17 protein-coding genes are annotated in these 26,067 nt (G+C 58.8%); 12 read left to right on the top strand and 5 right to left on the bottom strand.

Annotated elements, in window-relative coordinates; all coding sequences use genetic code 11:
- Positions 1-54: 54 nt before the first annotated feature.
- Positions 55-540: a chemotaxis protein CheW gene (locus tag M0G74_RS16250; RefSeq protein ID WP_248219610.1), complete on the top strand. Its 486-nt coding sequence runs from the start codon at positions 55-57 to the stop codon at positions 538-540.
- A 160-nt stretch (positions 541-700) separates the two neighbouring features.
- Here M0G74_RS16250 and M0G74_RS16255 read toward each other — a convergent pair whose 3' ends face one another.
- Positions 701-3,403 (bottom strand): penicillin-binding protein 1A, encoded by a 2,703-nt coding sequence (locus M0G74_RS16255; RefSeq protein WP_248219612.1) that lies wholly within the window; start codon positions 3,401-3,403, stop codon positions 701-703.
- Between the two features lie 155 nt (positions 3,404-3,558).
- On the opposite strand from M0G74_RS16255, the gene M0G74_RS16260 reads away from it, so the two are divergent.
- From M0G74_RS16260 to M0G74_RS16300, 9 genes are all read left to right on the top strand, one after another.
- Positions 3,559-4,635 (top strand): pilus assembly protein PilM, encoded by a 1,077-nt coding sequence (locus tag M0G74_RS16260; protein WP_160151694.1) that lies wholly within the window; start codon positions 3,559-3,561, stop codon positions 4,633-4,635.
- A 3-nt stretch (positions 4,636-4,638) separates the two neighbouring features.
- Complete coding sequence (locus M0G74_RS16265; protein ID WP_248219615.1) at positions 4,639-5,220, top strand: PilN domain-containing protein; 582 nt, start codon at positions 4,639-4,641, stop codon at positions 5,218-5,220.
- A gap of 2 nt (positions 5,221-5,222) precedes the next feature.
- On the top strand, positions 5,223-5,843 hold the full coding sequence (pilO, locus tag M0G74_RS16270; RefSeq protein WP_248219618.1) for a type 4a pilus biogenesis protein PilO: 621 nt from the start codon (positions 5,223-5,225) through the stop codon (positions 5,841-5,843).
- Complete coding sequence (locus M0G74_RS16275; RefSeq protein WP_248219620.1) at positions 5,840-6,367, top strand: pilus assembly protein PilP; 528 nt, start codon at positions 5,840-5,842, stop codon at positions 6,365-6,367. Before pilO ends, M0G74_RS16275 begins: the two co-directional genes overlap by 4 nt.
- 2 nt (positions 6,368-6,369) lie before the next feature.
- Positions 6,370-8,601, top strand: a complete 2,232-nt coding sequence (locus M0G74_RS16280; RefSeq protein ID WP_248219623.1) for a type IV pilus secretin PilQ family protein — start codon at positions 6,370-6,372, stop codon at positions 8,599-8,601.
- Positions 8,601-9,122: a shikimate kinase gene (locus M0G74_RS16285; RefSeq protein ID WP_248219885.1), complete on the top strand. Its 522-nt coding sequence runs from the start codon at positions 8,601-8,603 to the stop codon at positions 9,120-9,122. Before M0G74_RS16280 ends, M0G74_RS16285 begins: the two co-directional genes overlap by 1 nt.
- Positions 9,123-9,255: 133 nt before the next feature.
- Positions 9,256-10,341 (top strand): 3-dehydroquinate synthase, encoded by a 1,086-nt coding sequence (gene aroB / locus M0G74_RS16290; protein ID WP_160151688.1) that lies wholly within the window; start codon positions 9,256-9,258, stop codon positions 10,339-10,341.
- A gap of 404 nt (positions 10,342-10,745) precedes the next feature.
- Positions 10,746-15,197, top strand: coding sequence for a glutamate synthase large subunit (gene gltB / locus M0G74_RS16295; RefSeq protein WP_248219626.1), 4,452 nt, complete (start codon positions 10,746-10,748; stop codon positions 15,195-15,197).
- Between the two features lie 15 nt (positions 15,198-15,212).
- Positions 15,213-16,631, top strand: coding sequence for an FAD-dependent oxidoreductase (locus M0G74_RS16300; protein ID WP_248219629.1), 1,419 nt, complete (start codon positions 15,213-15,215; stop codon positions 16,629-16,631).
- 191 nt (positions 16,632-16,822) lie between these two features.
- On the opposite strand, the gene M0G74_RS16305 is transcribed toward M0G74_RS16300, so the two are convergent.
- From M0G74_RS16305 to M0G74_RS18410, 3 genes are all read right to left on the bottom strand, one after another.
- Positions 16,823-18,187, bottom strand: a complete 1,365-nt coding sequence (locus M0G74_RS16305) for a Na+/H+ antiporter NhaC family protein (protein ID WP_248219632.1) — start codon at positions 18,185-18,187, stop codon at positions 16,823-16,825.
- A gap of 104 nt (positions 18,188-18,291) precedes the next feature.
- Complete coding sequence (locus tag M0G74_RS16310) at positions 18,292-20,592, bottom strand: TonB-dependent receptor (protein WP_248219635.1); 2,301 nt, start codon at positions 20,590-20,592, stop codon at positions 18,292-18,294.
- A 128-nt stretch (positions 20,593-20,720) separates the two neighbouring features.
- Positions 20,721-21,575: a helix-turn-helix transcriptional regulator gene (locus tag M0G74_RS18410; RefSeq protein WP_248219639.1), complete on the bottom strand. Its 855-nt coding sequence runs from the start codon at positions 21,573-21,575 to the stop codon at positions 20,721-20,723.
- 214 nt (positions 21,576-21,789) lie between these two features.
- Between M0G74_RS18410 and hemE the strand changes: the two genes are divergently transcribed.
- Together hemE and M0G74_RS16325 are read left to right on the top strand one after the other, a co-directional pair.
- Positions 21,790-22,869: a uroporphyrinogen decarboxylase gene (gene hemE, locus M0G74_RS16320; protein ID WP_248219642.1), complete on the top strand. Its 1,080-nt coding sequence runs from the start codon at positions 21,790-21,792 to the stop codon at positions 22,867-22,869.
- A gap of 396 nt (positions 22,870-23,265) precedes the next feature.
- Positions 23,266-24,645, top strand: coding sequence for a DUF3391 domain-containing protein (locus M0G74_RS16325; RefSeq protein WP_348983719.1), 1,380 nt, complete (start codon positions 23,266-23,268; stop codon positions 24,643-24,645).
- Positions 24,646-24,670: 25 nt separating this feature from the next.
- Here M0G74_RS16325 and M0G74_RS16330 read toward each other — a convergent pair whose 3' ends face one another.
- The gene (locus M0G74_RS16330; protein WP_248219643.1) at positions 24,671-25,897 is read right to left on the bottom strand and encodes an MFS transporter; all 1,227 of its coding nucleotides are present in this window, start codon (positions 25,895-25,897) and stop codon (positions 24,671-24,673) included.
- Positions 25,898-26,067: the final 170 nt, after the last annotated feature.

Raw genomic sequence — 26,067 nt, forward strand, 5'->3', positions numbered from 1 at the left:
GGTGCACCACGCCGAACGAAATGACGGCCGCAGAAGCGGCGAAGAGGCAACAGCATGAGCGGAGTCGACGCCCTGCCAACGACCGAACTTCCCCAGGAAGTGAGCAGTCTTCTGTTACCGCTGTCGGATGGGCAGCTACTGGTACCGGTGGACACGCTTTCTGAAATTATTGCGCTGCAGAGCCCGGTGTCTGCGTTCGATGCGCCGGACTGGTATATGGGGGAACTGCACTGGCGGGAACTGCGACTGCCGCTGGTTTCCTTTGAAGTATTGCGCGGCAATCCGATGCCGATCCTGCGTAGTAACTGTCGAATCGCGGTGCTAAGCAGTGGCAATGCCGATGGCGATCTGCCGTTTTTTGCCGTGGTGCTGCAGGGCACGCCACGCCTGGTGCGGGTGACGCCGGATGACCTGGCGGGACGCGAGGGTGAATGTGCCATGGGAGAGTTGATGCATGTGGCACTGTCCGGCGAAGCAGCGGTAATCCCGGATCTGGGTGCACTGGAAGAGGCTTGTCTGGCCTATCGCAAGCGCCGCTAGCTTGAGAGGCCGGATGAGCCGGCCGGCACAAACCATCTTCCATAAAAAACGCCGCTTCTTCCGGAGCGGCGTTTTTATTTGTGGGGGCTTTTTAGGAGTGCGGGATTCTAGGTATAGGGTCTGCGCATCCGTCAGAGAAGCGAAGACCCTTTATTCGCGGTTAGAAGAGCTCTTCCGGCAGTGACTCCTGCGCCTGTTCGTTGCCGGCAGGTGGGGTGTCCGGGCCATCGGAGTAGATCGACGGGTAGTTGCTGTAGGTTTCGCGTCCGGGCACCCGGTCAGCGCGGAAGATTTCAAAAATACCGCCGCTGGACGTGCGCAATCCGGTGCGCGGATTGATGCGCATGGTCACTATGCCATCCGGTTGTGGCAGGTGACGCTCCGGCAAGCCCGCGAGGGCGTTGCTCATGTAATCGATCCAGATTGGCAGTGCCGCCGAGCCACCATATTCATTGCGGCCAATTGGCGTGTTGGCATCAAAACCCACCCAGGCGCTAGTGGCCAGATAGGGGCTGTAGCCGGAGAACCACGCATCGCGGGGACCGTTAGTGGTACCGGTCTTACCGGCAATATCCCCGCGCTTCATGACCAGTGCCTTGCGCCCGGTACCGCGCTTGATCACGTCTTTCAGCATTGAATCCATGATGTAGGCAGTTTCCGGCGACATGGCGCGGGGGGCTCTGGGGCGAGCCTGTTCGTCAGCCTCAAGCGGTGCCACCGGCAGGGTGCGCAGCTCCAGGGGCTCCTGCTCTTGTGCAGCCTGCGCAGTTTGTTGCTGCAGGGACTCGAGATCGATGGGCTCCGCGTCCGGTGTTGGCGCCTCGCCGATTTCCGGGCAGTCGCGGCAGACGGTCAGGGGCAGGGCCTGGTAGACGGTATCGCCGTGTACATCCAGCACCTGGTCCACCAGGTAGGGTTCCACCCGGAAGCCGCCGTTGGCAAATGCGGCATAGCCGCGGACCATCTCCAGCGGGGTGAGCGCGGAGCTGCCGAGGGCTATAGACAGGTTGCGCGCCAGCTTGCTGCGCTCAAAACCAAACCCTTCCGCGAAGGTCAGGGCGCGATCGAGCCCAAGGGACTGCAGCAGGCGAATGGAGACCATATTGCGCGACATATACAGCGCTTTGCGCAGGCGTGTCGGCCCGAGGAAGGTGCCGCCGTCATTTTCCGGTCGCCATACATCTTCCAGGTTAGTCTGTTCAAACACGATCGGCGCATCATTGATGATACTGGCGGCGGTGTAGCCTTTTTCCAGCGCGGCGGAATAGATGAACGGTTTGAAGCTGGAGCCGGGCTGGCGGGCAGCCTGAGTCACGCGGTTGAAGTGGCTCTGGCGGAAATCGTAGCCTCCCACAAGAGCGCGAATGGCGCCATCTTCCGGTTGCAGCGACACCAGGGCGCCCTGGGCAGCGGGGACCTGGGCCAGGTGCCACTCTTCCCGGGCCTGGGGTAGCTCTGCCGTTTCTGTTTCCTCCAGCCCTTCCGGGGTGGCGAACGGGTCTTCCGTGATCGCGGTATCGGCAAGGGCTTCAGCGGCGGATGCCACTGCTGCGGCACCGGCCTGCTTTTGCTTCTCTGCCAGCTCTTTCGCGACCTGTTCGGCGGAGACCACCACATGGCGCAGTCGAATGACGTCTCCTGGTGCGAACATTTCTTCGGCGGAGGTCAGGCGCGGTCCGCGGGCGTTTTCAGAAATATAGGGGCGCAGGCTGCTGAGACCGCGATCCCAGGGGATTTCAATCACACGGCGATCGCGCAGCTGCACACTGAGGCTCTGCGGCGCCACGGCAGTGACCACTGCGGGTTCCAGGTCGCCGAGCTCCGGAATCTCCTGCAGCAGGTCCACCAGCTGGTCGTTGTCATCCAGCAATTGCGGGTCCAGTCGCTGCTCGGGGCCGCGATAGCCGTGACGGCTGTCGTAAGATTCGAGACCACCCTGCAGTGCTTTGCGGGCGGCATCCTGCAATTTGCTGTCCACGGTTGTGATGACCTGGTAGCCGTCGGTGTAGGCGGCGTCGCCGAACAGGTCGACCGCCTCTTTTCGCGCCATTTCGGCGACGTAGGGGGCGCTAAGGTCCAGGTCGCGACCGTGATAGCGGGCAGTGACCGGGGCAGTTATGGAGTTTTTGTATTGATCCTGGTCGATGTAACGCAGGTCCAGCATGCGTTTGAGGATCCAATTGCGACGCACCAGTGCTCGCGACGGGTTGGCAATGGGGTTGTAGGTGGAGGGGGCCTTGGGCAATCCCGCCATCATCGCCCACTGGGCCAGGTTCAGCTCGTTGATGTCCTTGCCGTAATAGACCTGGGCGGCCGCCTGGAAGCCGTAGGCGCGGTTGCCGAGGAAGATTTTGTTGATGTAAAGGGCGAGAATTTCGTCCTTGCTGAGTTCCTGTTCGATTTGCAGTGACAGCAGAATCTCATTGAACTTGCGGATAAAGCGCTGTTCCCGACTGAGAAAGAAGTTACGTGCCACCTGCATGGTCAGGGTGCTGCCGCCGGACTGGATAGAGCCGCTCTGCACCAGTTGGCGGAATGCGCGCATCAAACCCTTGATGGATACGCCGCTGTGAGAGTAAAAGGTGTCATCTTCCGCCGCCAGAATCGCCTGGATAAACATCTCCGGCGTCTGCTCAATGGTGATGGGGCTGCGGCGTTTTTCGCCAAATTCGCCGATCAGCTGCATATCCCGGGAGTAAATGCGCAGGGGAGTCTGCAGGCGGATATCGCGCAGGCTCTCAACGGAAGGCAACCCGGGTTTCAGGTACAGGTAGATACTGGAAAATGCCATGGCGCCAGCGGCGGCACCGGCCAGGGCCAGCCACAACAGGGACAGCAGGCGGTTGCGGGCTTTCTCGGTCATTGGAATGCTTCTGTATACGTCTTAATCAATTTTAGCGGCACTGTTCGACAATTATACGAATAATGTGCGCTGATACCTATGCAAAAGGCGGTTGCGGCGGTAATTTAAAGTGCTATACCATCAAACCTCCATAACCCACGGAAAAGATAAGAAAAATGGGGATGCTCCCTTTCTTGAATAAGGGCCCGAAAGCCATGCTTGGGCTCGATATTAGCTCCACCTCGGTAAAGTTGCTTGAACTGAGTCGCAGCGGTGACAAATATCGCGTGGAAAGCTATGCAACCGAGCCTCTGCCACCGAATGCGGTTGTGGATAAGAATATCAATGACGTTGGGGCGATCGCCGAGGCCATCCGCAAGGTGGTGCGCCGCTCTAAAACCCGCCTGCGCCAAGCGGCCGTGGCGGTTTCCGGTTCTGCGGTTATCACCAAGACCCTGGATATGCCGGCAGACCTCTCTGACGATGCCCTGGAAGCGCAGATAGCGCTGGAAGCCGACCAGTACATTCCCTACCCGCTGGACGAGGTGAATCTCGACTTCGAGGTGCAGGGACCTTCCGAGAAGGGCGAGGGTCAGGTTGAGGTGTTGCTGGCGGCTTGTCGCAGCGAGAATGTCGAGCAGCGCATCTCAGCTCTCACCGAAGCGGATATGCAGCCCGGGGTTGTGGATGTTGAAGCCTACGCCATCGAGCGCGCTTACACCTTGATGGACAACCAGTTTCCCGCGCAGGAGCAGCTGGTAGTAGCGGTTATCGATATCGGCGCCACCATGAGTGCGCTGTCGGTGATGGTGGACGGACGCACTATTTACACCCGTGAGCAGCTGTTTGGTGGGCGTCAGCTTACCGACGAAATCCAGCGTCGCTACGGCCTGTCGGCGGAAGAGGCCACGTTGGCCAAGCGCCAGGGCGGCAGCGGTCTACCAGACGATTATTACCCCGAGGTGCTGGAGCCCTTCCGCGATGCGGTAGTGCAGCAGGTGACCCGCTCCCTGCAGTTCTTTTACTCTTCAACTTCCTATAGCGATGTGGATTACATCCTGCTCGGTGGCGGTGTCGCCGCCATGGAAGGGCTTGCCGACCTGGTGGGCCAGAAACTCAACAAACCCACAATGGTGGCTAACCCCTTCCGGGACATGAGCGTGGCATCCCGTGTCAATCGCCAGGCCCTGGTTAACGAGGCGCCGTCGCTGATGATTGCCGCCGGCCTGGCCATGCGCGAGCGGGAGTTCTAAGACATGGCAAAGATCAACTTACTCCCCTGGCGCCAGGAATACCGGGCGCAGAAGCAGAAAGAATTTCAACAGGTTGCTGCGCTGGTGGTGGTCGCCGCCGGCTTTTCCGTATTCATGTGGATGAAAACGGTAGATGCGCAGATTGCCAATCAGAATGAGCGCAACCAGCTGTTGAATACGGAAATTACCGCACTCAACAAGCAGGTAAAGGAGATTCAGGATCTCAAGAAGCGCCGCCAGGAACTGATCGACCGCATGCGGGTGATTCAGGAGTTGCAGGGTAATCGTCCATTGGCGGTTCGCTATTTCGATGAAATGGTGCGTGCGGCACCGGAAGGGCTGTGGCTTACCAACCTCAAGCGTACCGGTAAAACCCTGAAGATCTCCGGTGTGGCTGAATCCAATAACCGTGTTTCCTCATTTATGCGCAGCCTGGACCAGTCCGAGTGGTTTCAGTCCCCGAACCTCACCGGGGTAACTGCCAAGCCGGAATTTGGTGAGCAGGCCAGTGCGTTTGAAATGACGGTCAGTGTCAGCGGCCGCAAAAAAGAAGAAGATGGCGACGCCGCCAACAGTGGAGTCTAACCGTGGCCCTTGAAGATACTCTCAAACAGCTGAATCAGCTGGATATCAACGATATCGACTTTTCCCGGGTCGGTGTCTGGCCGCTGGCCGGACGAGTGGTGTTGCTGATCCTGATTGCCGCGGTACTGGCCGGTGGCGGTTATTTCTTCATGATCAAGGACCGCTATCAGCAACTGGAATTTGCGGCCAATAAAGAGCGTGAGTTGTTCACCCAGTTTGAACGCAAGTCTTTTGAGGCTGCGAACCTGGATGCCTACCGCGAGCAGCTGGTGGAGATGGAGGAGACCTTCGGTGCACTGCTGAAGCAGTTGCCCAAGGACACCGAGGTGCCGGGGTTGCTGGAAGATATCGATGAGTTCGGTCGTGGTAGCGGCCTGACGATCCAGAAAGTGGCCCTCGAGGGCGAGCAGGTGGGCGAATTCTACGTCGAGCTGCCAATTCGTATTGAGGTGCAGGGCGGCTACCACGAGTTTGGTGCCTTTATCAGCGGTATCGCCGGTATGCCGCGAATCGTTACCCTGCACGATTTCGATATTCAGACCAGTAAGGATGGCGCAGCACTACTTAACATGGTGGTGAACGCTAAAACCTACCGGTACAAGGATCAGGGAGAAGAGGGATGAATAAATACTTCGCTCTGACCGCTGCGCTGCTGGCTCTCGGAGGCTGCAGCCTGGATGGTAACCACAGTGATCTGCGCCAGAAGATGGCTGCGGTCAAGCACAAGCCCAAGGGGCAGATTGACCCGATTCCTACATTCACCCCATACAGCCCCTATGTCTACAGTGTGGCCGCGATGCGCAGCCCGTTTCTGCGTCCGGTACTGGAGGCAGATCAGCGTTTGGTCGGACGCAAGCTGGATGTGGCTCCGGACCTGAATCGGCAGAAAGAGTTGCTGGAGCGGTATCCTTTTGACGCCCTCGGCATGGTGGGAACTCTGTCCCGGGGTGGACAGTTATGGGCTCTGGTTAGCGACAGTGAAGGCGGTATTCACCGCATTACCGTCGGTAACTACATGGGTAAAAATCACGGGCGTGTAGTCAACGCCTCATCGTCACAAATCGATGTACTGGAAATTGTGCCGGATGGCACCGGCGGCTGGATCGAACGGCCGCGGGCTCTGACTTTGGAAGAGAAGGACAACTAAAAATGATTACCAAGCAACTCGCCAAAGGTTTGGCGCGGGTCGCCAATGTATTGCCGCGCACAAATGCGTTGCTGTTGGGCCTGCTGTTACTGCCGTTGGCGGCGCCATCCCTGGCTAGCCAGTTAAACGATATCCAGTTTTCGGAGCTGCCGGGCAGCCGCCTGCAGCTGCGGCTCACTTTCAGTGATGTGCCGCCGGAACCCACCGGCTACACCATCGAGCAGCCAGCGCGCATTGTGATGGATTTTGCTGGCGTGGAGAGTGTCCTGCCGGAGAAAAAATACAGCCTGGACATAGGCGCTGCGCGCAGCGCAGTGATCGTGTCCAGTGAAGATCGCACTCGCCTGATTCTGAACCTGGACCAGCTGCCGGTATACACCAGTGAGCGCGTGGGCAACCAGGTGGTTCTCGAGGTCGGTGCCGATACTGCAACGACCGCTGCGGTTGCGGCCGCGCCTAGCCATAGTGGCACCAATATCGGTGGCAGCGCCCAGTTCAAGCCGGCGGGCAATGTGGGCATCAACAATGTGGACTTCCGCCGCGGTGAAGGTGGCGAGGGCAAGGTCATCGTCAGTCTGACGGACCCCGCAGTAAATATTGATGTCGAGCGCACCAAGGGCAAGATTGTACTGACCTTCCTCGGGGCCGAGCTGCCGCCAGCGCTGCGCCAGCGACTGGACGTTACCGACTTTGCCACGCCGGTCAATTCCATCAGTGTGGACTATGACGGTCGCAATACCGTGATCTCTGTTGATCCTCATGATGGCGATTACGACTACCTGGCTTACCAGGCGGATACCGAATACGTGCTGAGCGTAAAACCGTTGACGGTGGCTCAGGTGCGTGAGAAGCAGAAGGAGTTCCAGTTCACTGGCGAGAAGCTGTCTCTGAACTTCCAGGACATTGAAGTGCGCTCCGTATTGCAGCTGATCGCTGACTTTACGGACCTGAACCTGGTTGCCAGTGACACTGTTCAGGGGCGTATCACCCTGCGCCTCGACGGTGTGCCCTGGGACCAGGCGCTGGAGCTGATTCTGAAGGCCAAGGGTCTGGATAAGCGCCAGGAAGGCAATGTGGTTATGGTAGCGCCGGCGGCTGAGATCGCAGAGCGCGAACGCCGCGAGCTGGAAACCCGCAAGCAGCTGGAAGAGCTGGCGCCCCTGCGCACCGAGTACATCCAGATTCGCTACGCGGATGCCCGTGAATTGTTTACTCTGTTCGCCGGCAATCAGAGCGGTCAAAGCGGCGGAGCCGGTGGCTTTGGTCAGGGCAATTTTGCCGGTGGCCGAGACGATCAGGAAGGCCGCAGCATTCTGTCGTCCCGTGGTAGTGCCATCGTCGATGACCGTACCAATACCATCATCCTGACCGATACCGAGGATAAAATTGCCCAGTTCCGCGATCTGATCAATGCCATTGATATCCCGATTCGCCAGGTGATGATTGAAGCCCGTATTGTTACTGCCAATACCGACTTCACCAAAGACATCGGTGTTCGCTGGAACTACATGGAAAGCCACAACATTGATAACGATGCCATCGGTATCGGCTCTGGTAGCCAGCTCGGACAGATCTCTGACGGCGATGGCAATGGCCCAAGCCTGTCTGCACCCGAAACCCTGCACGATCCCATGTTGGTTGATCTGGGTGTTTCCAATGCAGTAGGCAACGTAGCTTATGCCATCCTTAAAGATGACTTCCTGCTGGGCCTGGAGCTGTCGGCACTGGAAGATGTGGGTAAAGCCGAGGTTGTTTCCCAGCCCAAAGTGGTAACTGGCGACAAGCAGGAAGCCAGCATTCGTTCCGGTGTGGAAATTCCCTACCTGGAGGCAACCTCTTCCGGTGCGGCATCCGTTACCTTCAAGGAAGCGGTACTGTTGCTGAATGTCACTCCGCAGATTACGCCGGATGACAATATCATCATGAATCTGAACATCGATCAGAACAGTGTTGGTGAGTTGTTTACCAACGTGATCACCGGTGCGCAGATCCCGGCAATCAACGTGAACTCGCTGCAGACCAAAGTACTGGTGGCCAATGGCGAAACCATTGTCCTGGGCGGTATCTTTGAGGCGCAAACCCTGGAGGGTGAAACCAAGGTGCCTTTCCTTGGCGATATTCCTTTCCTGGGCCACCTGTTCAAGCGCACCAGTCGTGAGGAAGACAAACGCGAACTGCTGATCTTCATCACGCCGCGGATCATGCAAGACGAGTTCATGTCCTTCAGCAAGTGATCACGCAGCCCATCTTTCTAGTCGGCCCCATGGGGGCCGGCAAATCCACCATCGGCAAACTACTGGCAGCCCAACTGGAGCTGCCTTTTGCCGATTCGGACAAGGTTCTTGAAGACCGCACCGGTGCCGATATTCCCTGGATCTTTGATGTGGAAGGGGAGGCGGGCTTTCGCCGTCGAGAAAGCGAGGTGCTGAGAGACCTTTGCGGCGGTACCCCCCAGGTGGTCGCCACCGGTGGCGGTATTGTGCTGTTGCCGGAAAACCGTAAGTTGCTCAAAGCTCATGGCTTTGTGGTGTACCTGCGGGCTGGCCTCGAACAGCTGGTGGAGCGGACCTCCAAAAACAGCAATCGACCACTACTGCAGGTGGCGGACCCCAAGGCCAAGCTGCGGGAAATCCTGCAGCAGCGAGAAGCCTTTTATAGTGAGGTGGCAGACCTGGTTTGCGATACCGACGACTGTACCCCGAAGCAGGCTTCCCAGTTGGTGGCAGATCGCCTGGCGGCAAACGCTGTGGGTTGAACGATAGTTTGATTCGCCACACCGCCCTGGCCGCTAGCCTCTCCTCCACACTGGCCCCCGGTGCAATGTGCTAGAGTGCCGCCTTTCCTCTGTTTCTCATCTCTGACCTGTTTGTGCGCGAAAGGGAGTAGCCATGCACAGTCTTAATGTCGACCTGGGTGAACGTAGCTACCCGATCCTGATCGGTTCCGGGCTGCTGCAGGATCCGCAGTATTTTCAGCAGTATGTTCGCGGCCAGCAGGTGCTGGTAGTGACCAACGAAACCATCGCGCCGCTCTACCTGCAGTCCGTTCTCGAAAGCCTGCAGGGTTTTGCCAAGGTAGACTCGATCCAGTTGCCCGACGGCGAAGCCTTCAAAACGCTGGATACCCTCAATCGCATATTCGATACCCTGCTGGAAAAGCGTCACGACCGCAGTACCACTATCCTTGCGCTCGGCGGCGGGGTTGTAGGGGACATGAGTGGTTTTGCCGCGGCCTGTTACCAGCGCGGCGTGGATTTCGTGCAATTGCCGACCACGCTGCTGTCCCAGGTTGACTCCTCGGTGGGCGGCAAGACCGGAGTGAATCACCCCCTGGGCAAAAATATGATCGGTGCGTTTTACCAGCCGCAGCTGGTGCTGATCGATATCGATACCCTGTCCACTTTGCCCGATCGCGAACTGTCTGCGGGTATTGCCGAGGTGATTAAGTACGGCATGATCTGCGATGCACCTTTCTTTGAATGGTTGGAGCAGAATATGGATCGCCTGCTGGCGCGAGACCCGGAAGCTCTGGCGTACGCGGTGGAGCGCAGTTGTGCCGATAAGGCAGCGGTGGTGGCTGAGGATGAAAGGGAATCCGGGCGTCGCGCGATATTGAATTTTGGCCATACCTTCGGGCATGCGATTGAGGCGGTACAGGGTTACGGCAACTGGCTGCACGGTGAGGCAGTGGCGGCTGGAATGGTTATGGCCGCAGAGCTCTCGCAGTTGCGCGGCTGGATTTCGTCGGACGAGGTGGGTCGTCTGCGCGCTCTGCTAACCAAAGCCAATTTGCCGCAACAATCCCCCGCGGATATGGCAGTCGACGATTACCTGCGCGCGATGTCTGTGGATAAAAAGGTGCAGGATGGCAAATTACGCCTGGTGCTGCTGGAGGCGCTGGGGAGTGCGCAAGTTGTCGCCGATACACCGCGAGCGTTGCTGATAGACGCTTTGCACACCTGTGGTGCGCGGTGATGGTTTTGTAGTTTTACTACCGAACTGAGGATTCTTTGACAAAAAGCATCACGAAAAGAAGATAAATCGGTTAAACCTGCTGTCAGCAGCGAATAAATCTGGCGAATCTTGCAATTGCAGGGGGGCACGAGTAATATTGCGCGCCCCCTCGGTGAAAGCCGGGGTTAGGAGCCGATAACAACAAACGCAGGCTCGCATTCAGCGAGAAACACCCAAGCCCCTCACGCGGGCTTTTTTTGTCATTGGGGTTCCAAAAACTCAGTGAATTCTGCGGCACCTTTGGCTAGAGAGTAGATAAATATACCCCCAGGGCGGCCTTCGGGATGTGAACTGATTGTCAGTGTGGCAGATCAGGGCGTAGAAGGCTCCTTAGCGCGGGTAGCGATAACACTTTGAGGAATTCTATGGGTAGCGGTCTGTATCGATTGGATGAGTTCAAAGATAACTGTGGCTTTGGACTGATTGCCCACCTGAAGGGCCAAACCAGCCACAAGTTGTTGCAGACAGCGATTGAGTCGCTGACCTGCATGACTCACCGCGGCGGAATTGCCGCCGATGGCAAAACCGGTGACGGCTGTGGCCTGTTGCTGCAAAAGCCGGATGGCTTCCTGCGCACCGTAGCCAAAGAACAGTTTGGCCAGGACCTGAGCGACCTGTATGCGGTCGGTTCCATCATGTTGCCGCTGGACGAGGCCGAGGCCGCCAGCGCCCGCGCCATTCTCGAGCGCGCTGTAGAGGAGCAGGGGCTGCAAGTCGCCGGCTGGCGTGTGGTGCCCACCGATGAGGAGTGCCTGGGCCCGATTGCCCGTGAATCCCTGCCGCGTTTCGAGCACCTGCTGATCAACAATGCCGCCAGTGCGCTTGAGCAGCAGCAGTTCAATGCGCGTCTGTTTGTTGCCCGCCGCAAGGCTGAGCAGCAGCTGACCGACGCCACCTATATTGGCAGCCTGTCTACCTCAGTGCTGTCCTATAAAGGCCTGATGATGCCAGCGGACCTGCCGGCCTTCTTCCCGGACCTGGCAGACCCGCGCCTGGAAACCGCGATCTGTGTGTTTCACCAGCGCTTTTCCACCAACACCATGCCGCGCTGGCCGCTGGCACAGCCATTCCGCATGCTCGCGCACAATGGCGAAATCAACACCATTACCGGTAACCGCAATTGGTCTGTAGCGCGCACCAACAAGTTCATCACCGAACTGGTGCCGGAGTTGTCCGAGCTGAAGCCGCTGGTCAACCGCGTGGGTTCCGACTCCTCCAGCCTCGACAATATGCTGGAACTGCTTACCGTGGGCGGCATCGACATGCACCGCGCCATCCGCATGCTGGTTCCACCGGCGTGGCAGAACGTGGACACCATGGATTCGGAGCTGCGCGCCTTCTATGAATACAACTCCATGCATATGGAGCCCTGGGATGGTCCCGCAGGGCTGGTACTGACCGACGGTCGTCACGCCGTGTGTACCCTCGACCGCAACGGCCTGCGTCCCTCCCGCTGGGTGATCACCAAGGACGACTTCATTACGGTTGCCTCGGAAGTGGGTACTTACCAGTACGATCCTGCCGACGTGGTTGCCAAGGGCCGTTTGGGCCCGGGTCAGATCCTGTCGGTGGATACCCTGAAGGGTGAGCTGCGCCACACCGCTGAGGTGGATGGTGAGCTGAAAAATGCCCACCCGTACAAAAAGTGGCTGAAGGAAAAGGCCCGTCGCATCCGTTCCACCCTGGTGACTGCGCCGGTAGACAACAATTTTTCTTTCGAACAGTTCAAGGTCTATCAGAAACTGTTCAGCTCCTCACTGGAGGAGCGCGACCAGGTCATCCGCCCGTTGGCGGAAGCCGGTCAGGAAGCCGTGGGTTCTATGGGTGACGACACGCCCATGGCGGTATTGTCCGAGGGCAATCGCTGCCTGTACGACTATTTTCGCCAGCAATTTGCGCAGGTTACCAACCCGCCGATTGACCCGCTGCGGGAAACCATCGTCATGTCCCTGGAGACCTGCCTGGGCCGTGAAAAGTCGGTATTTGAAGAAACCGTCGAGCACGCCGACCGGGTAATCCTGTCCTCGCCAGTACTTTCCCATATGAAGTACACCGCGCTGCTGGATCTGGGGCGTGATGAATTTACCGCAAAAATTTTCGACCTCAATTACGATCCCGCGCAGCTGGACCTGAAGAGTGCCATTGAAAAGCTGTGCAGCGATGTGGCGGATTCGGTGCGCAAAGACGGCACCGTGATCGTGGTGTTGTCGGATCGCGAAATCGAAGAGGGCAAGCTGCCCATCGATGCGCTGATGGCCACCGGTGCGGTGCACCACCACCTGGTGCACAACGGTTTGCGCTGTGACTCCAATATCGTGGTGGATACCGCCAGCGCGCGTGATTCGCACCAGCTCGCCTGCCTGATCGGCGTGGGCGCTACCGCGGTACATCCGTATTTCTCCTACAGCATCATCAATCACCTGATCGAAACCGGTGAACTGTTGCTGGATGCGGCCACCGCACAGAAAAATTACCGTACCGGTATTTGCAAGGGGCTGCTGAAGATCCTGTCGAAGATGGGTATCTCCACGATTGCCTCCTATCGCGGTGCACTGCTGTACGAACTGGTGGGCCTGTCCCAGGACGTGATCGACCTGTGCTTCCCGGAGGCACCGGCGCGTGTTCTCGGCGCCGGCTTCCCGGAATTGGAAGACGATATGCGCGAACGCGCGCAGCTGGCGTGGAAGCCGCGCAAGAAAGTTTCCCCCGGTGGTCTGCACAAGTTTGTTTACGGTCAGGAATACCACGCCTTTAACCCGGATGTGGTCAAGGCGCTGCAGGAAGCAGTGCGTACCGGTGATTACGGGGCCTGGCGCGATTACGCGACCCTGGTGAACCAGCGCCCGGTGGCGACGCTGCGTGATCTATTGGGGCTGAAAAAAGATGTTCAGCCGGTTCCGCTGGAGGAAGTGGAGCCAGTGGAAAATATCCTGCGCCGCTTCGATAGCGCCGCCATGTCCCTGGGTGCCCTGTCACCGGAAGCCCACGAGGCATTGGCCCAGGCCATGAACCGACTGGGTGGCCGCTCCAACAGCGGTGAGGGCGGCGAAGACCCGGTGCGTTTCGGTACCGACAAGGTTTCCAAGATCAAACAGATCGCCTCCGGCCGCTTCGGGGTTACCCCGCATTACCTGGTGAATGCCGAGGTGCTGCAGATCAAGGTAGCTCAGGGTGCCAAACCCGGTGAGGGTGGCCAGCTGCCCGGTGGCAAGGTCAACGATCTGATTGCGCGCCTGCGCTATTCGGTGCCGGGCGTGACCCTGATCTCGCCACCGCCGCACCACGATATTTATTCCATCGAGGATCTGGCGCAGCTGATCTACGACCTCAAGCAGGTCAACCCGGATGCGCTGGTGTCGGTGAAACTGGTGTCTCGCCCGGGTGTCGGCACCATTGCCGCCGGTGTGGCCAAGGCCTACGCGGACCTGATCACCATTTCCGGTTACGACGGTGGTACCGCGGCGAGCCCGATTACCTCTATTCGCTACGCTGGCTCTCCGTGGGAGCTGGGCCTGGCAGAAACCCACCAGACCCTGCGGGCAAACGATCTGCGCGGCAATGTACGGGTGCAGACCGACGGCGGTCTGAAGAGCGGCCTGGATGTGGTCAAGGCAGCGATGCTGGGTGCCGAGAGTTTCGGCTTCGGTACCGCACCCATGGTGGCGCTGGGCTGTAAATACCTGCGCATCTGCCACCTGAACAACTGCGCCACCGGCGTCGCCACCCAGAACAAGGACCTGCGCGACGACCATTACATTGGCACCGTGGAAATGGCGATGAACTTCTTCAAGTTCGTGGCTGAGGAAACCCGCGAGTGGATGGCGAGCCTGGGCGTGCGCACCATGGACGAACTGGTGGGCCGCGTGGACCTGCTGGAGACTCTGGAAGGCCGCACCGCCAAGCAGAAAACACTGGACCTGTCGCCGCTGCTGCATACCGATGCACTGCTCGACAGCAAGCCGCAGACCTGCCAGCGTGCCAAGAACGAGCCCTGGGACAAGGGCTTGCTCGCCGAGCGCATGGTGGAAGAAACCCTGCCGGCAATCGAAAACCTGGCCGGTGGCGAATTCAGCTTCAAGCTGACCAACTGCGACCGCTCCATCGGCGCGCGCCTGTCCGGTGAGATCGCCAAGCGTCACGGCAACCAGGGCATGGTGGATGCGCCGATCAAGTTGCGCCTCACTGGCGTTGCCGGTCAGTCCTTCGGAGTGTGGAACGCTGGCGGCCTGGAAATGTATCTGGAAGGCGATGCTAACGATTACGTCGGCAAAGGTATGGCTGGTGGCAAGCTGGTTATCCGTCCGCCCCAGGGCAGTGAATTCGCGTCCCAGGAAACCAGTATCGTCGGTAACACCTGCCTGTACGGCGCCACCGGCGGCAAGCTGTTCGCCTCCGGCTGTGCCGGCGAACGCTTCGGCGTGCGCAACTCCGGTGCCTTCGCGGTAGTGGAAGGCGCAGGTGATCACTGCTGTGAGTACATGACTGGCGGTATGGTCGCTGTGCTGGGTAAAACCGGGGTCAACTTCGGTGCCGGTATGACTGGCGGCTTCGCCTATGTGCTGGATATGGATCGCGATTTCTTCGACAAGTGCAACCACGAGTTGATCGAACTGCGCCGCATCAGCAGTGAGGCCCTGGAGGAATACCAGAGCCACCTGCGCGAAGTGATCGAAGAGTTCGTTGCCGAGACCGGTAGTGCCTGGGGTGAGGAGTTGCTGGACAACTTCGACGACTACCTCAACAAATTCTGGTTGGTGAAGCCGAAGGCAGCCAGCCTCGCCGGACTGCTGTCCGATGTACGCAAGCGCGGCGAATAAGGGGGAGATTTACTTATGTCACAGCGTCTCAACAACGATTTCCAGTTTGTCGACGTGGGCCGAGTGGACCCCGCCAAAAAGGACATCATCACCCGCACCAACCAGTTTGTGGAAATCTACCAGCCGTTCTCCGAGCGCCAGGTAGCCAGCCAGGCGCACCGTTGCCTGGATTGCGGTAACCCCTACTGTGAGTGGAAGTGCCCGGTGCACAACTACATCCCCAACTGGCTGCGACTGGTCAGTGAGGGCAACATCATGGAAGCGGCGGAGTTGTGTCATCAGACCAACTCGCTGCCGGAAGTCTGCGGTCGCGTGTGCCCGCAGGATCGCCTGTGTGAAGGGGCTTGTACCCTGAATGACGGTTTTGGTGCGGTAACTATCGGTAACGCAGAAAAATATATTACCGATACCGCTTTCGCCCTGGGCTGGCGCCCGGATATGAGCGCGGTGAAGAAGACCGACAAGCGCGTTGCCGTTGTCGGTGCCGGCCCTGCCGGTCTGGCCTGTGCCGATATTCTGGTGCGCAACGGTGTACAGCCGGTGGTGTTCGACAAGTACCCGGAAATTGGTGGCCTGCTGACCTTCGGTATCCCGGAATTCAAACTGGAAAAATCCGTGATGCAGCAGCGTCGCGCGATCTTCACCGACATGGGTGTCGAGTTCTGCTTGGAAACCGAAATCGGTAAGGACATCACCTTCGACCAGTTGCTGGCCGACTACGATGCGGTGTTCCTGGCGATGGGTACCTACAACTACATGAAAGGCGGCTTCCCCGGTGAAGACCTGCCGGGCGTGTACGATGCGCTGCCGTTCTTGGTGGCGAACGTAAATCGCAATCTGGGCTTCGAAAAGAACCCAGAAGATTTCATCTCGGTGGAAGACAAGCGCGTTGTGGTACTGGGTGGTGGCGACACCGCGATGGACTGTAACCGTACCTCCATCCGTCAGGGCGCTAAGCGTGTAACCTGTGCTTACCGCCGTGACGAAGAAAACATGCCGGGTTCCCGCCGCGAGGTGGCGAACGCGAAGGAAGAGGGCGTACGCTTCCTGTTCAACCGCCAGCCGGTAGAAATTGTCGGTGACGGCAAGGTGGAAGGGGTCAAGGTCGTAACTACCAAGCTGGGTGAGCCGGATGAAAACGGCCGCCGTCGTCCGGAAGTGGTGCCGGGCTCCGAAGAGATCATTCCGGCGGATATGGTGCTGGTAGCCTTCGGCTTCCGTCCGAGCCCTGCTGAGTGGTTCGGTAACCACAATATCGAAGTGGCCGACTGGGGCGGCGTTGTTGCGCCCGAGAAGCAGGAGTACAAGTTCCAGACCAGTAATGAGAAGGTCTTTGCCGGCGGCGATATGGTGCGCGGTTCTGATCTTGTTGTGACGGCGATCTGGGAAGGGCGCCAGGCTGCCGAAGGTATTCTTGATTATCTTGATATCTGATTGAAAGTCGCATTGAAAAAAGGGGCGTTAACGCCCCTTTTTTTCGCCTGTCTATTTTCCATTTCTTGAAGCTTCTTTCTATTTCTTGAAGCTTCTTTCCATTTCTTGAAGCTTCTTTCCATTTCTTGAAGCTTCCCCGCGTTTCCGCCAGTCGCTCCATCATTCTACGACGGTAAATGATCAGGCCGGCATCAGGCCAGCATATAGCCGAGCGCGACAAAGCCTGCGCTGGACACGGCCGCTGCGATCAGCGCATAGGGCAGCTGGGTCAGCGCATGGCTCATTGGTGTACAGCCACTGCCCTGGGCCGCGAGCACGGTGGCATCTCCATAAAAACTGGCATGGCTGCCGAAGGCACTGGCGGATAGCAACGCGCCGATCGCCAGCGGCAGTGGGCAGCCTACCGCTTCGGCCAGGGGAATGACGATCGGAATCGTGATCGCGAAGACTCCCCAGGATGACCCCGTCGCAAAAGAGATCAGCGACATCGACAGGAATGCGACCAGCGGCAACCACTGCGCGGTCATCAGGGGCTTTACGGACTCAATGACATACTGGGGCATGCCGAGGCTGTCATTGACCGCCTTGAACATGAACGCAGCCACCACGATCGCCAGTGGCGCAATCATGGTTTTGAAACCTTCCAGTATCGTGTCGAAAATATCGCCCCATTCGATCAGTCGCTGAAAGGCCAGCAGTGGAATGGTGATTGCGAGGGTGGCAATCACGCCCTTCAGTACGTCGATGTCGTAGTACCAGCTGAAAGCTACCAGGCTCACGATGGGAAGGATGAAGTTCAGCGCGTGATACCGGGGCCGTACGGCGGCCGCGCCCAACGACTGGGGCACCAGTTCTATTTCATTCCGGTCGAGCGGCTGTACGTCTGTGGCCTGTGCTTCCGCTTTTTTCATCGCGCCGAGCAACGGAATGCGGCTGGTTGCCACAAGCGGGACCAGCAGCAGGGCCAGCCAGGAATACAGCATGAATGGAATCGCGCTGATATAGAGGCTCATGCCGGCGCCCTCACCGGCAATGCTGGAGGATTCCAGTATTCCCGAGAAATACACCGCCCAGGTCGATATGGGGATGAGGAAGCAGGCCGGTGCAGCGGTAGAGTCCGCGACATAGGCGAGCATCTGGCGAGAAATACCGAACCTGTCGGTGAGCTTTTTCATCGAGGCGCTGACGGCCAGCGCATTCAGGTAGTCATCGATAAAGATGACCAGCCCCAGCAGCCAGGTGCTGAGCAGGGCGCGGGCGCGGGTGTTCGCTCTGGCGGCGAGAATTTCTGCGAAGGCGCTGGCACCGCCGGCGCGTATCAGCAGCGCGATCAGGCTGCCGAACAGGCCGCAGACCAGAATGATCCAGCCGATCGTCTCGTCCATCATCACAGACAGCGCGGTGTCGGCGAGCGGGGTCATGATGTTGCCGGGGTCGAGCATTAAGAGTGCCACGATCACGCCGGTGACCAGTGCCACGATCGGGCGATGGGTCGCGACCGCGGTGGCCACCACCACCGCCGTAGGCAGCAAACTGAGGAGTCCGTAGGTTTCCATTGGAATTCCCGGGTTGCGGGGCTGCGGGATGCAGACCCGCCTTGGTTGATGGGGGCGCGACGGCAGCCCGGCGCACAGGGCACCGGAGCCGTCGCCGCTTCCGGTCAGAACTGCATGGTGAAATCCATGCCCACCGTGCGCGGCTTGCTGGGCCACACCTGGGTGTTAACCAGGCCATAGCCCCACTGGTTATCCACATCGGCATTGGCCCAGCCGCGTTCGAAGTACTGTTCTTCAAACAGGTTCTCCACCCACAGGGTCAGGTTCCAATCGGCATTGGCCTGGTAGCCCAGGCGCAGGTTGCTCTCCTGCCACGCTTTCTGTGCGACCAGCTCGATGTTGTCGATATCGCTGTACTGCTTGGACTGGGCAATGTGCTCGAAGCTGAACAGCAGTTCGCCGGAATTGAGTGGGTGGCGATAGCTAGCGATAAATGCGGTGCTCAGCTCTGGAGAAAACGGCAGAGACTTGCCCTTACACCCGGATTCATCACAGGCCTTACCGCGAATATCGCTGTCGTTGGTAATCTCCGTGTCCATGTATGACAGGGTAAAGAAGAAATCCAGTCGGTCGTTGGGCAGGTAGCGCAGGTCGAATTCCGCGCCGCGACCGCCGGCCTCACCCAGGTTTTCCACCAGCTGGCTGCCGTTGTCGAAGTACACGAACTGGAGGTCTTCGTAGGTGTACTGGTAGATGGCCAGGTTCGCCTGCAGGGAGTTGTTCAGCAGCTTGCTCTTGATGCCGGCCTCGAAGCTCTGCACCGTCTCCGGGTCGAATTGCATGGGGGTGGACCCCGGCATGGCGATCCCGTCGTCGTCGATGCCTGTCAGATCCACACCAAAGGTGGCGAAACCGCCGGTCTTGTAGCCGCGGGCAGCGTTGGCATAGAAGCTGATTTCATCATTCAGGGCATAGTTTGCGGCAACGCGGGGCGTGAATGCACTCCATTCGTCATCGGCGGAAATCCAGTCGGGAACTGCGAATTCATAGTTAAAGTTGTTGCCCAGCCAACCCCCGGAATCCGGGATCAGCATATCCATATCCTTGCGATCCACCGTGTAGCGCGCGCCCAGCATCAGGTCGAGCTGGCTGGTGGCGGACCAGGTGGCGTCGGCAAACACCGCCCATCCGGATGCGGAAACCAGGTTGAAGGTGTCCTCGCGCTTGTTGATGGCAAGCTCTTCGGCCTCCGGGGCGGCGTCGGCTTCCCAGTAATCCATCCAAAAACCGGGGTCGGCACAACCGCTCACTTCGCCGTCGAAGTCTTCTGCATCGGTGCGACTGATGGCGCGGCACAGGGCGTCCTCGTCATAGAGTGCCGACGCGAGGTTGTCGATATCCTCCCGGTACAGGCTGGCGCCCGCAAACCAGACGAAGTCACCACCGTCATCAAAATTGACGCGAACTTCCTGGCTGAGGTAGTCAACCTTGGAGTTCTGCAGGTAGTTGTTTACCCGTTCGGGGCTCGCGTCGTAATCCTCCAGATAAAAGAAATTGAAGGTCTTGTACCCGGTAATCGAAGTCAGGGTGTATTCGTCGGAGAGATTGATGGTGACATTGGCCGTGGCCGAAAAGATTTCGCCTTCATCAATCGCGTCGCGCCCGCGCAGATCGCTATTCACCTTGTTTTTGGGCAGGCCGGCTTCCGGATCCCAGTAGATCGAGCTGTTCTGCGCGCGATCTTCGTAGTTGAGTGTGAGAGTGGCGTCGGTACTTTCGCCCTCGTAGCGTAGCGCAGCGCGCGCGGCATTGCGTTCGTGGAATCCATAATCCTCGCCACCCTGCAGGTTTTCCAGCCAGCCGTCGTCGCTGAGGGTGTAGAGGCTGCCGCGGAAATAGAGGTTGTCGGTCAGTGGCAGGTTGATGGTGCCGGTCGCTTCGCGCTTGTTGTACTGGGCGACTCCCAGTTGCACCTTGCCCTCGAACTCCTCGGTGGGTTTGTTGGTGAACACGCTAACAGCACCGGCAATGGCGTTGCGTCCAAACAGGGTACCCTGGGGACCTTTGACCACTTCGGCACGCTGCACATCAAAGTAACTGGTCTGGACACCGCCGTTACGGCCCTGCCAGACACCGTCCATAAACACGGCAACCGAAGGGTCGCCGCCAACACCGAAGTCGTTGGTGCTGATCCCGCGCATGGCCATGGCATCGGAGAAGCTGTCTTCAGTGGCGCCATTGAATCCGGGGGACAGGGCGACCAGTCCGCGAACATCGTCGATATTCGCCTGTTCCATGAAGTTATCGCTGAATGCGGATACGGCGATCGGTACTTCCTGCAGCGTCTGCTCTCTCTGCTGGGCGGTAACCGTCACTTCTTCAATCTGTTGGGCATCGGCGGCAACCGACACCAGGCTGGCCACGGCGGCCGCGAGCGCACACTGGCGCAGGGGTACACTTCTCATAATTGAGTTCCCGGATCTTTATTGTATTTATCACCGCTGGGACGTGCCTTTAGTAATTTTCGTGTTAGGCACTGCAGACATACTATGAAGAGGTAGGGATGCAGGGTATACCCCAACTGGGGTACAAATCAGGAATCCGCAAGCTGCATGTTCATGTAGGTAGCGAGGGGATCCACATTGGGGGTGTGATCCAGGCAATGGAGTGAGCTCAGGAACAGGGAGAAGAGCTCATTCTGGGAGCTGATATCCAGCTTGCGGTAGATGTTTTTGCGGTGGCGGCGCAGGGTTTCTGCAGAAATACCCAGCCTTTCGGCCGCTACCCGACTGCGGTAGCCCTGCAGGATGAGGCCCAGTACATCGCGCTCGCGCCCGGTGAGCAGTGACTGCCCGAACAGGCCAAAGGCCTGTTCCACATTTTTCTCCATCCCAACCTGGGTTGCCGGCTGCGGCGGGAGGAGTTTCAGGTGCTGCCGAAGCAGTGCGCTGACGACAGGTTCAGCAACCCTCAGAAATTCCACTTCCCAGTCCGTGAAGCGCCCCGAGGCTTCGCTGCGCATCAGGCACACCTGCAGGGAGCTGTCCGCATTGATGTCCGCAATAAATACGATTTCATCGGTGGCATTGAGTAGCGCGTAGTAGCTTTTGTAATAGTCGCTGCGCTCAAAACGCTGGGCGGCGATTTCGGTGAGCCGGTAAACGCCCGGCTCACCCCGTTCGAACGCGGTGAGGTAAAAGGGGTCTTGCTTGTAGGAGCCGGCGACATACAGGTCTATCTGATTGCGCTCGTCATCCGGCGGCAGGTCGTAATAGAGGGGGGATGGGCTGTGCTCACGGTGATACAGCCAGACTTGCGGATAGTCGACCGGCACCTGGCTGCGAATGGTGGTCAGCAGTTCCCGGTAAAAGAGATCGCTACTCAGCGCTGTCACCAGATTGCCGAGGGCGCTGTGCCAATCCGCCAGGGGCTGCCCCTTGCCAATCACGGCACCGTACCCGCGGTGCCTGCCGGTTGCGCGTGGCTCGAAGAGCCACTCATATAGCCAGATATCGTCATCATAGGTGGTGAGACAATAGTCCCGCTTGCCCGGGTGGTCAATTGTCCGTCGGGCGGCAAGCCATCAGTGTTTTATCGCGAATCCTGTTTTCCCGCGCGGCACCCCGGTACAATGGCTGCCCATTTACCCAGCCGTTGCCCACATGTCTGATACCCAGTTTGCCCCGCTCCAGAACGACCGTTTCCTCCGCGCCCTGCTGCGCCAGCCCGTCGACCGCACTCCTGTATGGATGATGCGCCAAGCCGGTCGTTACCTGCCCGAATACCGGGCCACCCGTGCCAATGCCGGTACCTTCATGGACCTGTGTCGCAACACCGAGCTGGCCTGTGAAGTGACCCTGCAGCCGCTGGAGCGCTACCCACTGGATGCCGCCATCCTGTTTTCCGACATCCTCACCATCCCCGACGCCATGGGCCTCGGGCTCTACTTTGAGGAGGGCGAGGGACCCAAGTTCAAAAAGCCCGTGCGTACCAGCGCCGATATCGCGGCGCTGGAAGTGGTGAATACGGCAAAAGATCTCGCCTACGTCACCGACGCCGTCACCACTATCCGCCGCGAGCTGAACGGCCGGGTACCGCTGATTGGCTTCTCCGGCAGCCCCTGGACCCTGGCAACCTATATGGTCGAAGGCGGTTCCAGTCGCGATTTCGCCCGCTGTAAGGAAATGCTCTACAACCGACCGCAGGACATGCACCAGCTGCTAACGGTGCTGGCGGATTCGGTGATTGATTACCTGAATGCCCAGATTCGCGCTGGTGCCCAGGCGGTACAGATTTTTGACACCTGGGGCGGTGCACTGAGCCACACGGCTTATCGGGAGTTTTCCCTGCAGTACATGGCCCGCATCCTGCAAGGCCTGATCAAGGAACACGATGGCCGCCAGGTGCCGGCGATCCTGTTCACCAAAGGCGGGGGCCAGTGGCTGGAAAGCATGGCCGATACCGGTGCCGATGCACTGGGTCTCGATTGGACGACTGATATTGCCCAGGCCCGCGCGCGCGTTGGCGACCGGGTAGCGCTGCAGGGGAACCTGGATCCGGCCATTTTGCTGGCGAGCCCGGAGCGAATTCGCGAAGAGGTGGCGTCCATCCTTGCCGCCTACGGCCAGGGCAGTGGTCATATCTTCAATCTGGGGCATGGCATCACCCCGAAAGTCGACCCCGCCCATGCCGGCGCCATGATTGAGGCGGTGGTGGAGTTGTCGGCCCGCTATCACCAGTAACCAGCCTGTCCGCTGTTCTCTCCGGTAAGAGGTGGCGAGGGAAATGACAGCGTGAAGGTGATGGGGCGAAGGAAATGGGGCGAAAGAGGAATATTGTGCCAAACCGGTGGGATATTCCCGCAATTCGTCGCGGCCAGGTGGTATTCAGTTCACTTATCGTGAGATGCATCACAAAACAAATGTCTACTCGGGAGTAGACTTGTGTGACAATTCGCCCCGCTCTGGTTTTGCGACCTGGCGGGGCGCTGTCTGTAGGCTGTGCGGTCAGGGGAGCCGACTGGGCAATCTTGTGGGTAAGGCCCGCTAAGCAGCAGGCAGCGAGCATCGGGCAATTTGCCGATACAAAGATGCGCTAACAAATACAACAAAACATCAGCAATACGCGGCACACAATCAGTGGCAATCCAACAGGCGAAAGTATTCGTTGAAGACTTGCAGCGAGGCATGTTCGTGTCTCGTTTGGATCGCCCGTGGACCCGCACGCCCTTCGCCCTTCAGGGCTTCTATATCCGCGATCTGGAAGAAATCCGCCAGCTGCAGAAGTACTGCCGCTTTGTGTATGTGGATGTCGTAAAAACCGTTGGTGATGTCGGCGTCAAGCTGCGCAAGATAACCAGTGCGGCCAGCCAGGCAGCGGAAGTCGAAAAGACCGCTCCCGGTAAAAACAGCCGCCGCATTCCGGTGGCGATCAATTGCAAGCCGGTTCAGGTAAAGCACAATCACTACACGGCGCCAGAGCCCGCCCGCAAAGAAGCGGTCAAAGCCAAAGAGCTGCACCAGCGTATTCTGCAAGGGATGCATGAGGTGATGGTGCAGATGCGCAGCGACCATCCACTGCCCACCGCACAGATCAACCAGGCCATGTCGCAGATGGTCGACAGTGTGCTGCGCAGTCCGGATGCCTTTTCCTGGTTGGCACGGGTGCGGGAAAAAGATGAAGAGACCTACAGCCACTCGGTTCGCGCCAGCGTGTGGGCGGTGGTGTTTGGCCGGCATATTGGTTTGCGTCGCCAGGAGCTTGTACAGCTGGGGGTAGCGACCCTACTGAAAGATGTGGGCAAGCTGTACCTCTCTGAAGCCGTGCTGAAGGCGGAAAAGCGTGACCCGCGGGCGGAACTGGAATACCGCAAGTTTGTGGATTTCAGTGTGAAGTTACTGTCGGCGGACCCGAATATCGATCCCCAGGTGCTCACCATCGTTCAGTGCCACAAAGAGCAGTACGACGGTAGCGGTTATCCGAATGGTCTGCGTGGCGGACAGATTCCGGTGCTGGCGCGTATGTGCGGCATTGTCACCTTCTACGATGAGGCCACCAATCCTCGCGGTGCGGAATTCCCGGTGCCGCCGTCAAAAGCCGTTGCGCAACTTTACGATCTACGCAATTCCGCCTTTCAGGAGCAGCTGGTGGTGGAATTCATCCAGTCCATCGGCCTTTACCCCACCGGCACCCAGGTAGCGCTTTCCACCGGTGAAATTGCTGTGGTTGTCGAGCAGAGCCATCAGCGGCGACTGAAGCCGAAAGTGATGCTGGTGACCGATCGGGCAAAGAAACTGCTGGAAAAGCCGCAGTTGTTTGATATGGCTGCGGATGACGATCGCAAGCTGGCACTGGTGGACAAGGGCAAGAAATCCCTGGATCAGGTCGGCCTGGTTACCATTACCCAGGACCTGGACCCCAGCCGTTTTCCGCAAATCAATGTTGCCGCGGTTCGCGACCAGTATCTGTACGAGCAGCGAGTGCCAACCTTTCTGGCGCGTTTTCTGCCTCGCCGATAAGCCTCTTCCTTCCTCTTTTCGCCCATCAGGCGGTCGCCTGCTGCCGTTGCTGCATATTCGTCCTGCCTGCGACTGAGGTCAGCAGGCAGGCAGCAAAAACTATCCCCGCTAGTAGCAAGGCCAGGGTCATAGCATCCCATCCGTGATCCAATAGGAATCCGACCAATAATGGCGACGCCGCAGTGGAAAATACCATGCTGGCCTGAGAGATAGAGCGTATTGCCCCGAGGTGGCTACTGCCATAGCGCTCGGGCCACAGCGCACTGCCCGCGGTACCCGTGCCTGCCTGGGCGATGCCAATGAGCGCCAGGTAGACATAAGGCACCCAAGCCTGCTCGCAGAATGCCAGCAACAGCAGGGCGCCGATCATGGGGGCAAGCGCCAGGGGCAGGCTGCGTTGGGCGCCGATGCGATCCACCAGTGGTCCGGCAAAAAACAGCGCAAGCAAATGCCCCGCGGCATAAGCGCCAAAAGCTCCCGCCATTGTCTGTAGTGACCAGCCCCGCGCGTCGGCGATGGCACCCTGGTGAAACAGTACTGCGGTTACCACAAACGGCGTCATCAGCGCTGCTGGCAGCAGGCAGTAAAAACCCCGGTCGCGCAAAACCTGCGCGCGGGTGTAGTCGCCATTGGTTTCCGCTGCGGCCACCGCGCCCGCTTCGCTTTTTTCTCCGGCATTTCCCGCAAGCCAGACAAGAGCGGGGAACACCAACATTACCAGCAGTGCCGCAGAGGCCAGCCACACACTGCGCCAGCCGCTTCCCTGAATCATCAGGGAACCGGTGGTGGGCAGTAAGGCTTCGGCGATGGGGAAGCCCAATGCCGCCAGGGCAATGACCTTGCCGCGATTGCTGGTGAAATAGCGCCCGGCGGTGGTCATGCCCATATGGGTCATAAATCCCTGGCCGGCGAAACGCAGCAGGAAAAATCCCGGCAGTAACATCCAGGCGCTATTGGCCAGTGCCAGTGTGATACAGCCGGCGCTAAGCAATAAGGCCCCCAAAAGGGCAACACGCCGCAGCGGCCAGCGATCGACCAGTGTCCCTGCGCCCAGTAACACGAAAGCGGATAGCAGAGTCGCGGCACTGTAACTGGCGCCGTACCAGCTGTTGCTCAGCTGAAAGTCTTCGCGAATGGCCGCGCCAAAAATGGCGATAAAGAAGGTCTGGCCGAAGCCGGAGGCGGCGACCGCAAGCAGTGCGAAAAAGGCGAGTTTTGGGCTACTGCGAATAAATTCGGGGGTGGCAGGCATGAAAAATTTACGGGTATCGTGGTCGCTCGAAGGAGTCTTGGGGCGGTGCCGCTACCGGGTACTTGCTTGCGAGACACGCCGTGAACCCATCCCTGGGGGCTCTTCCGCGAGGTCCCTCTCGCGGAAGGTCTCGCAAGCAAGTACCCGGTATCGACACCTTCGCGTCGAGT

This window comes from Microbulbifer sp. CAU 1566 (assembly GCF_023156515.1).
Classification (GTDB): Bacteria; Pseudomonadota; Gammaproteobacteria; order Pseudomonadales; family Cellvibrionaceae; genus Microbulbifer.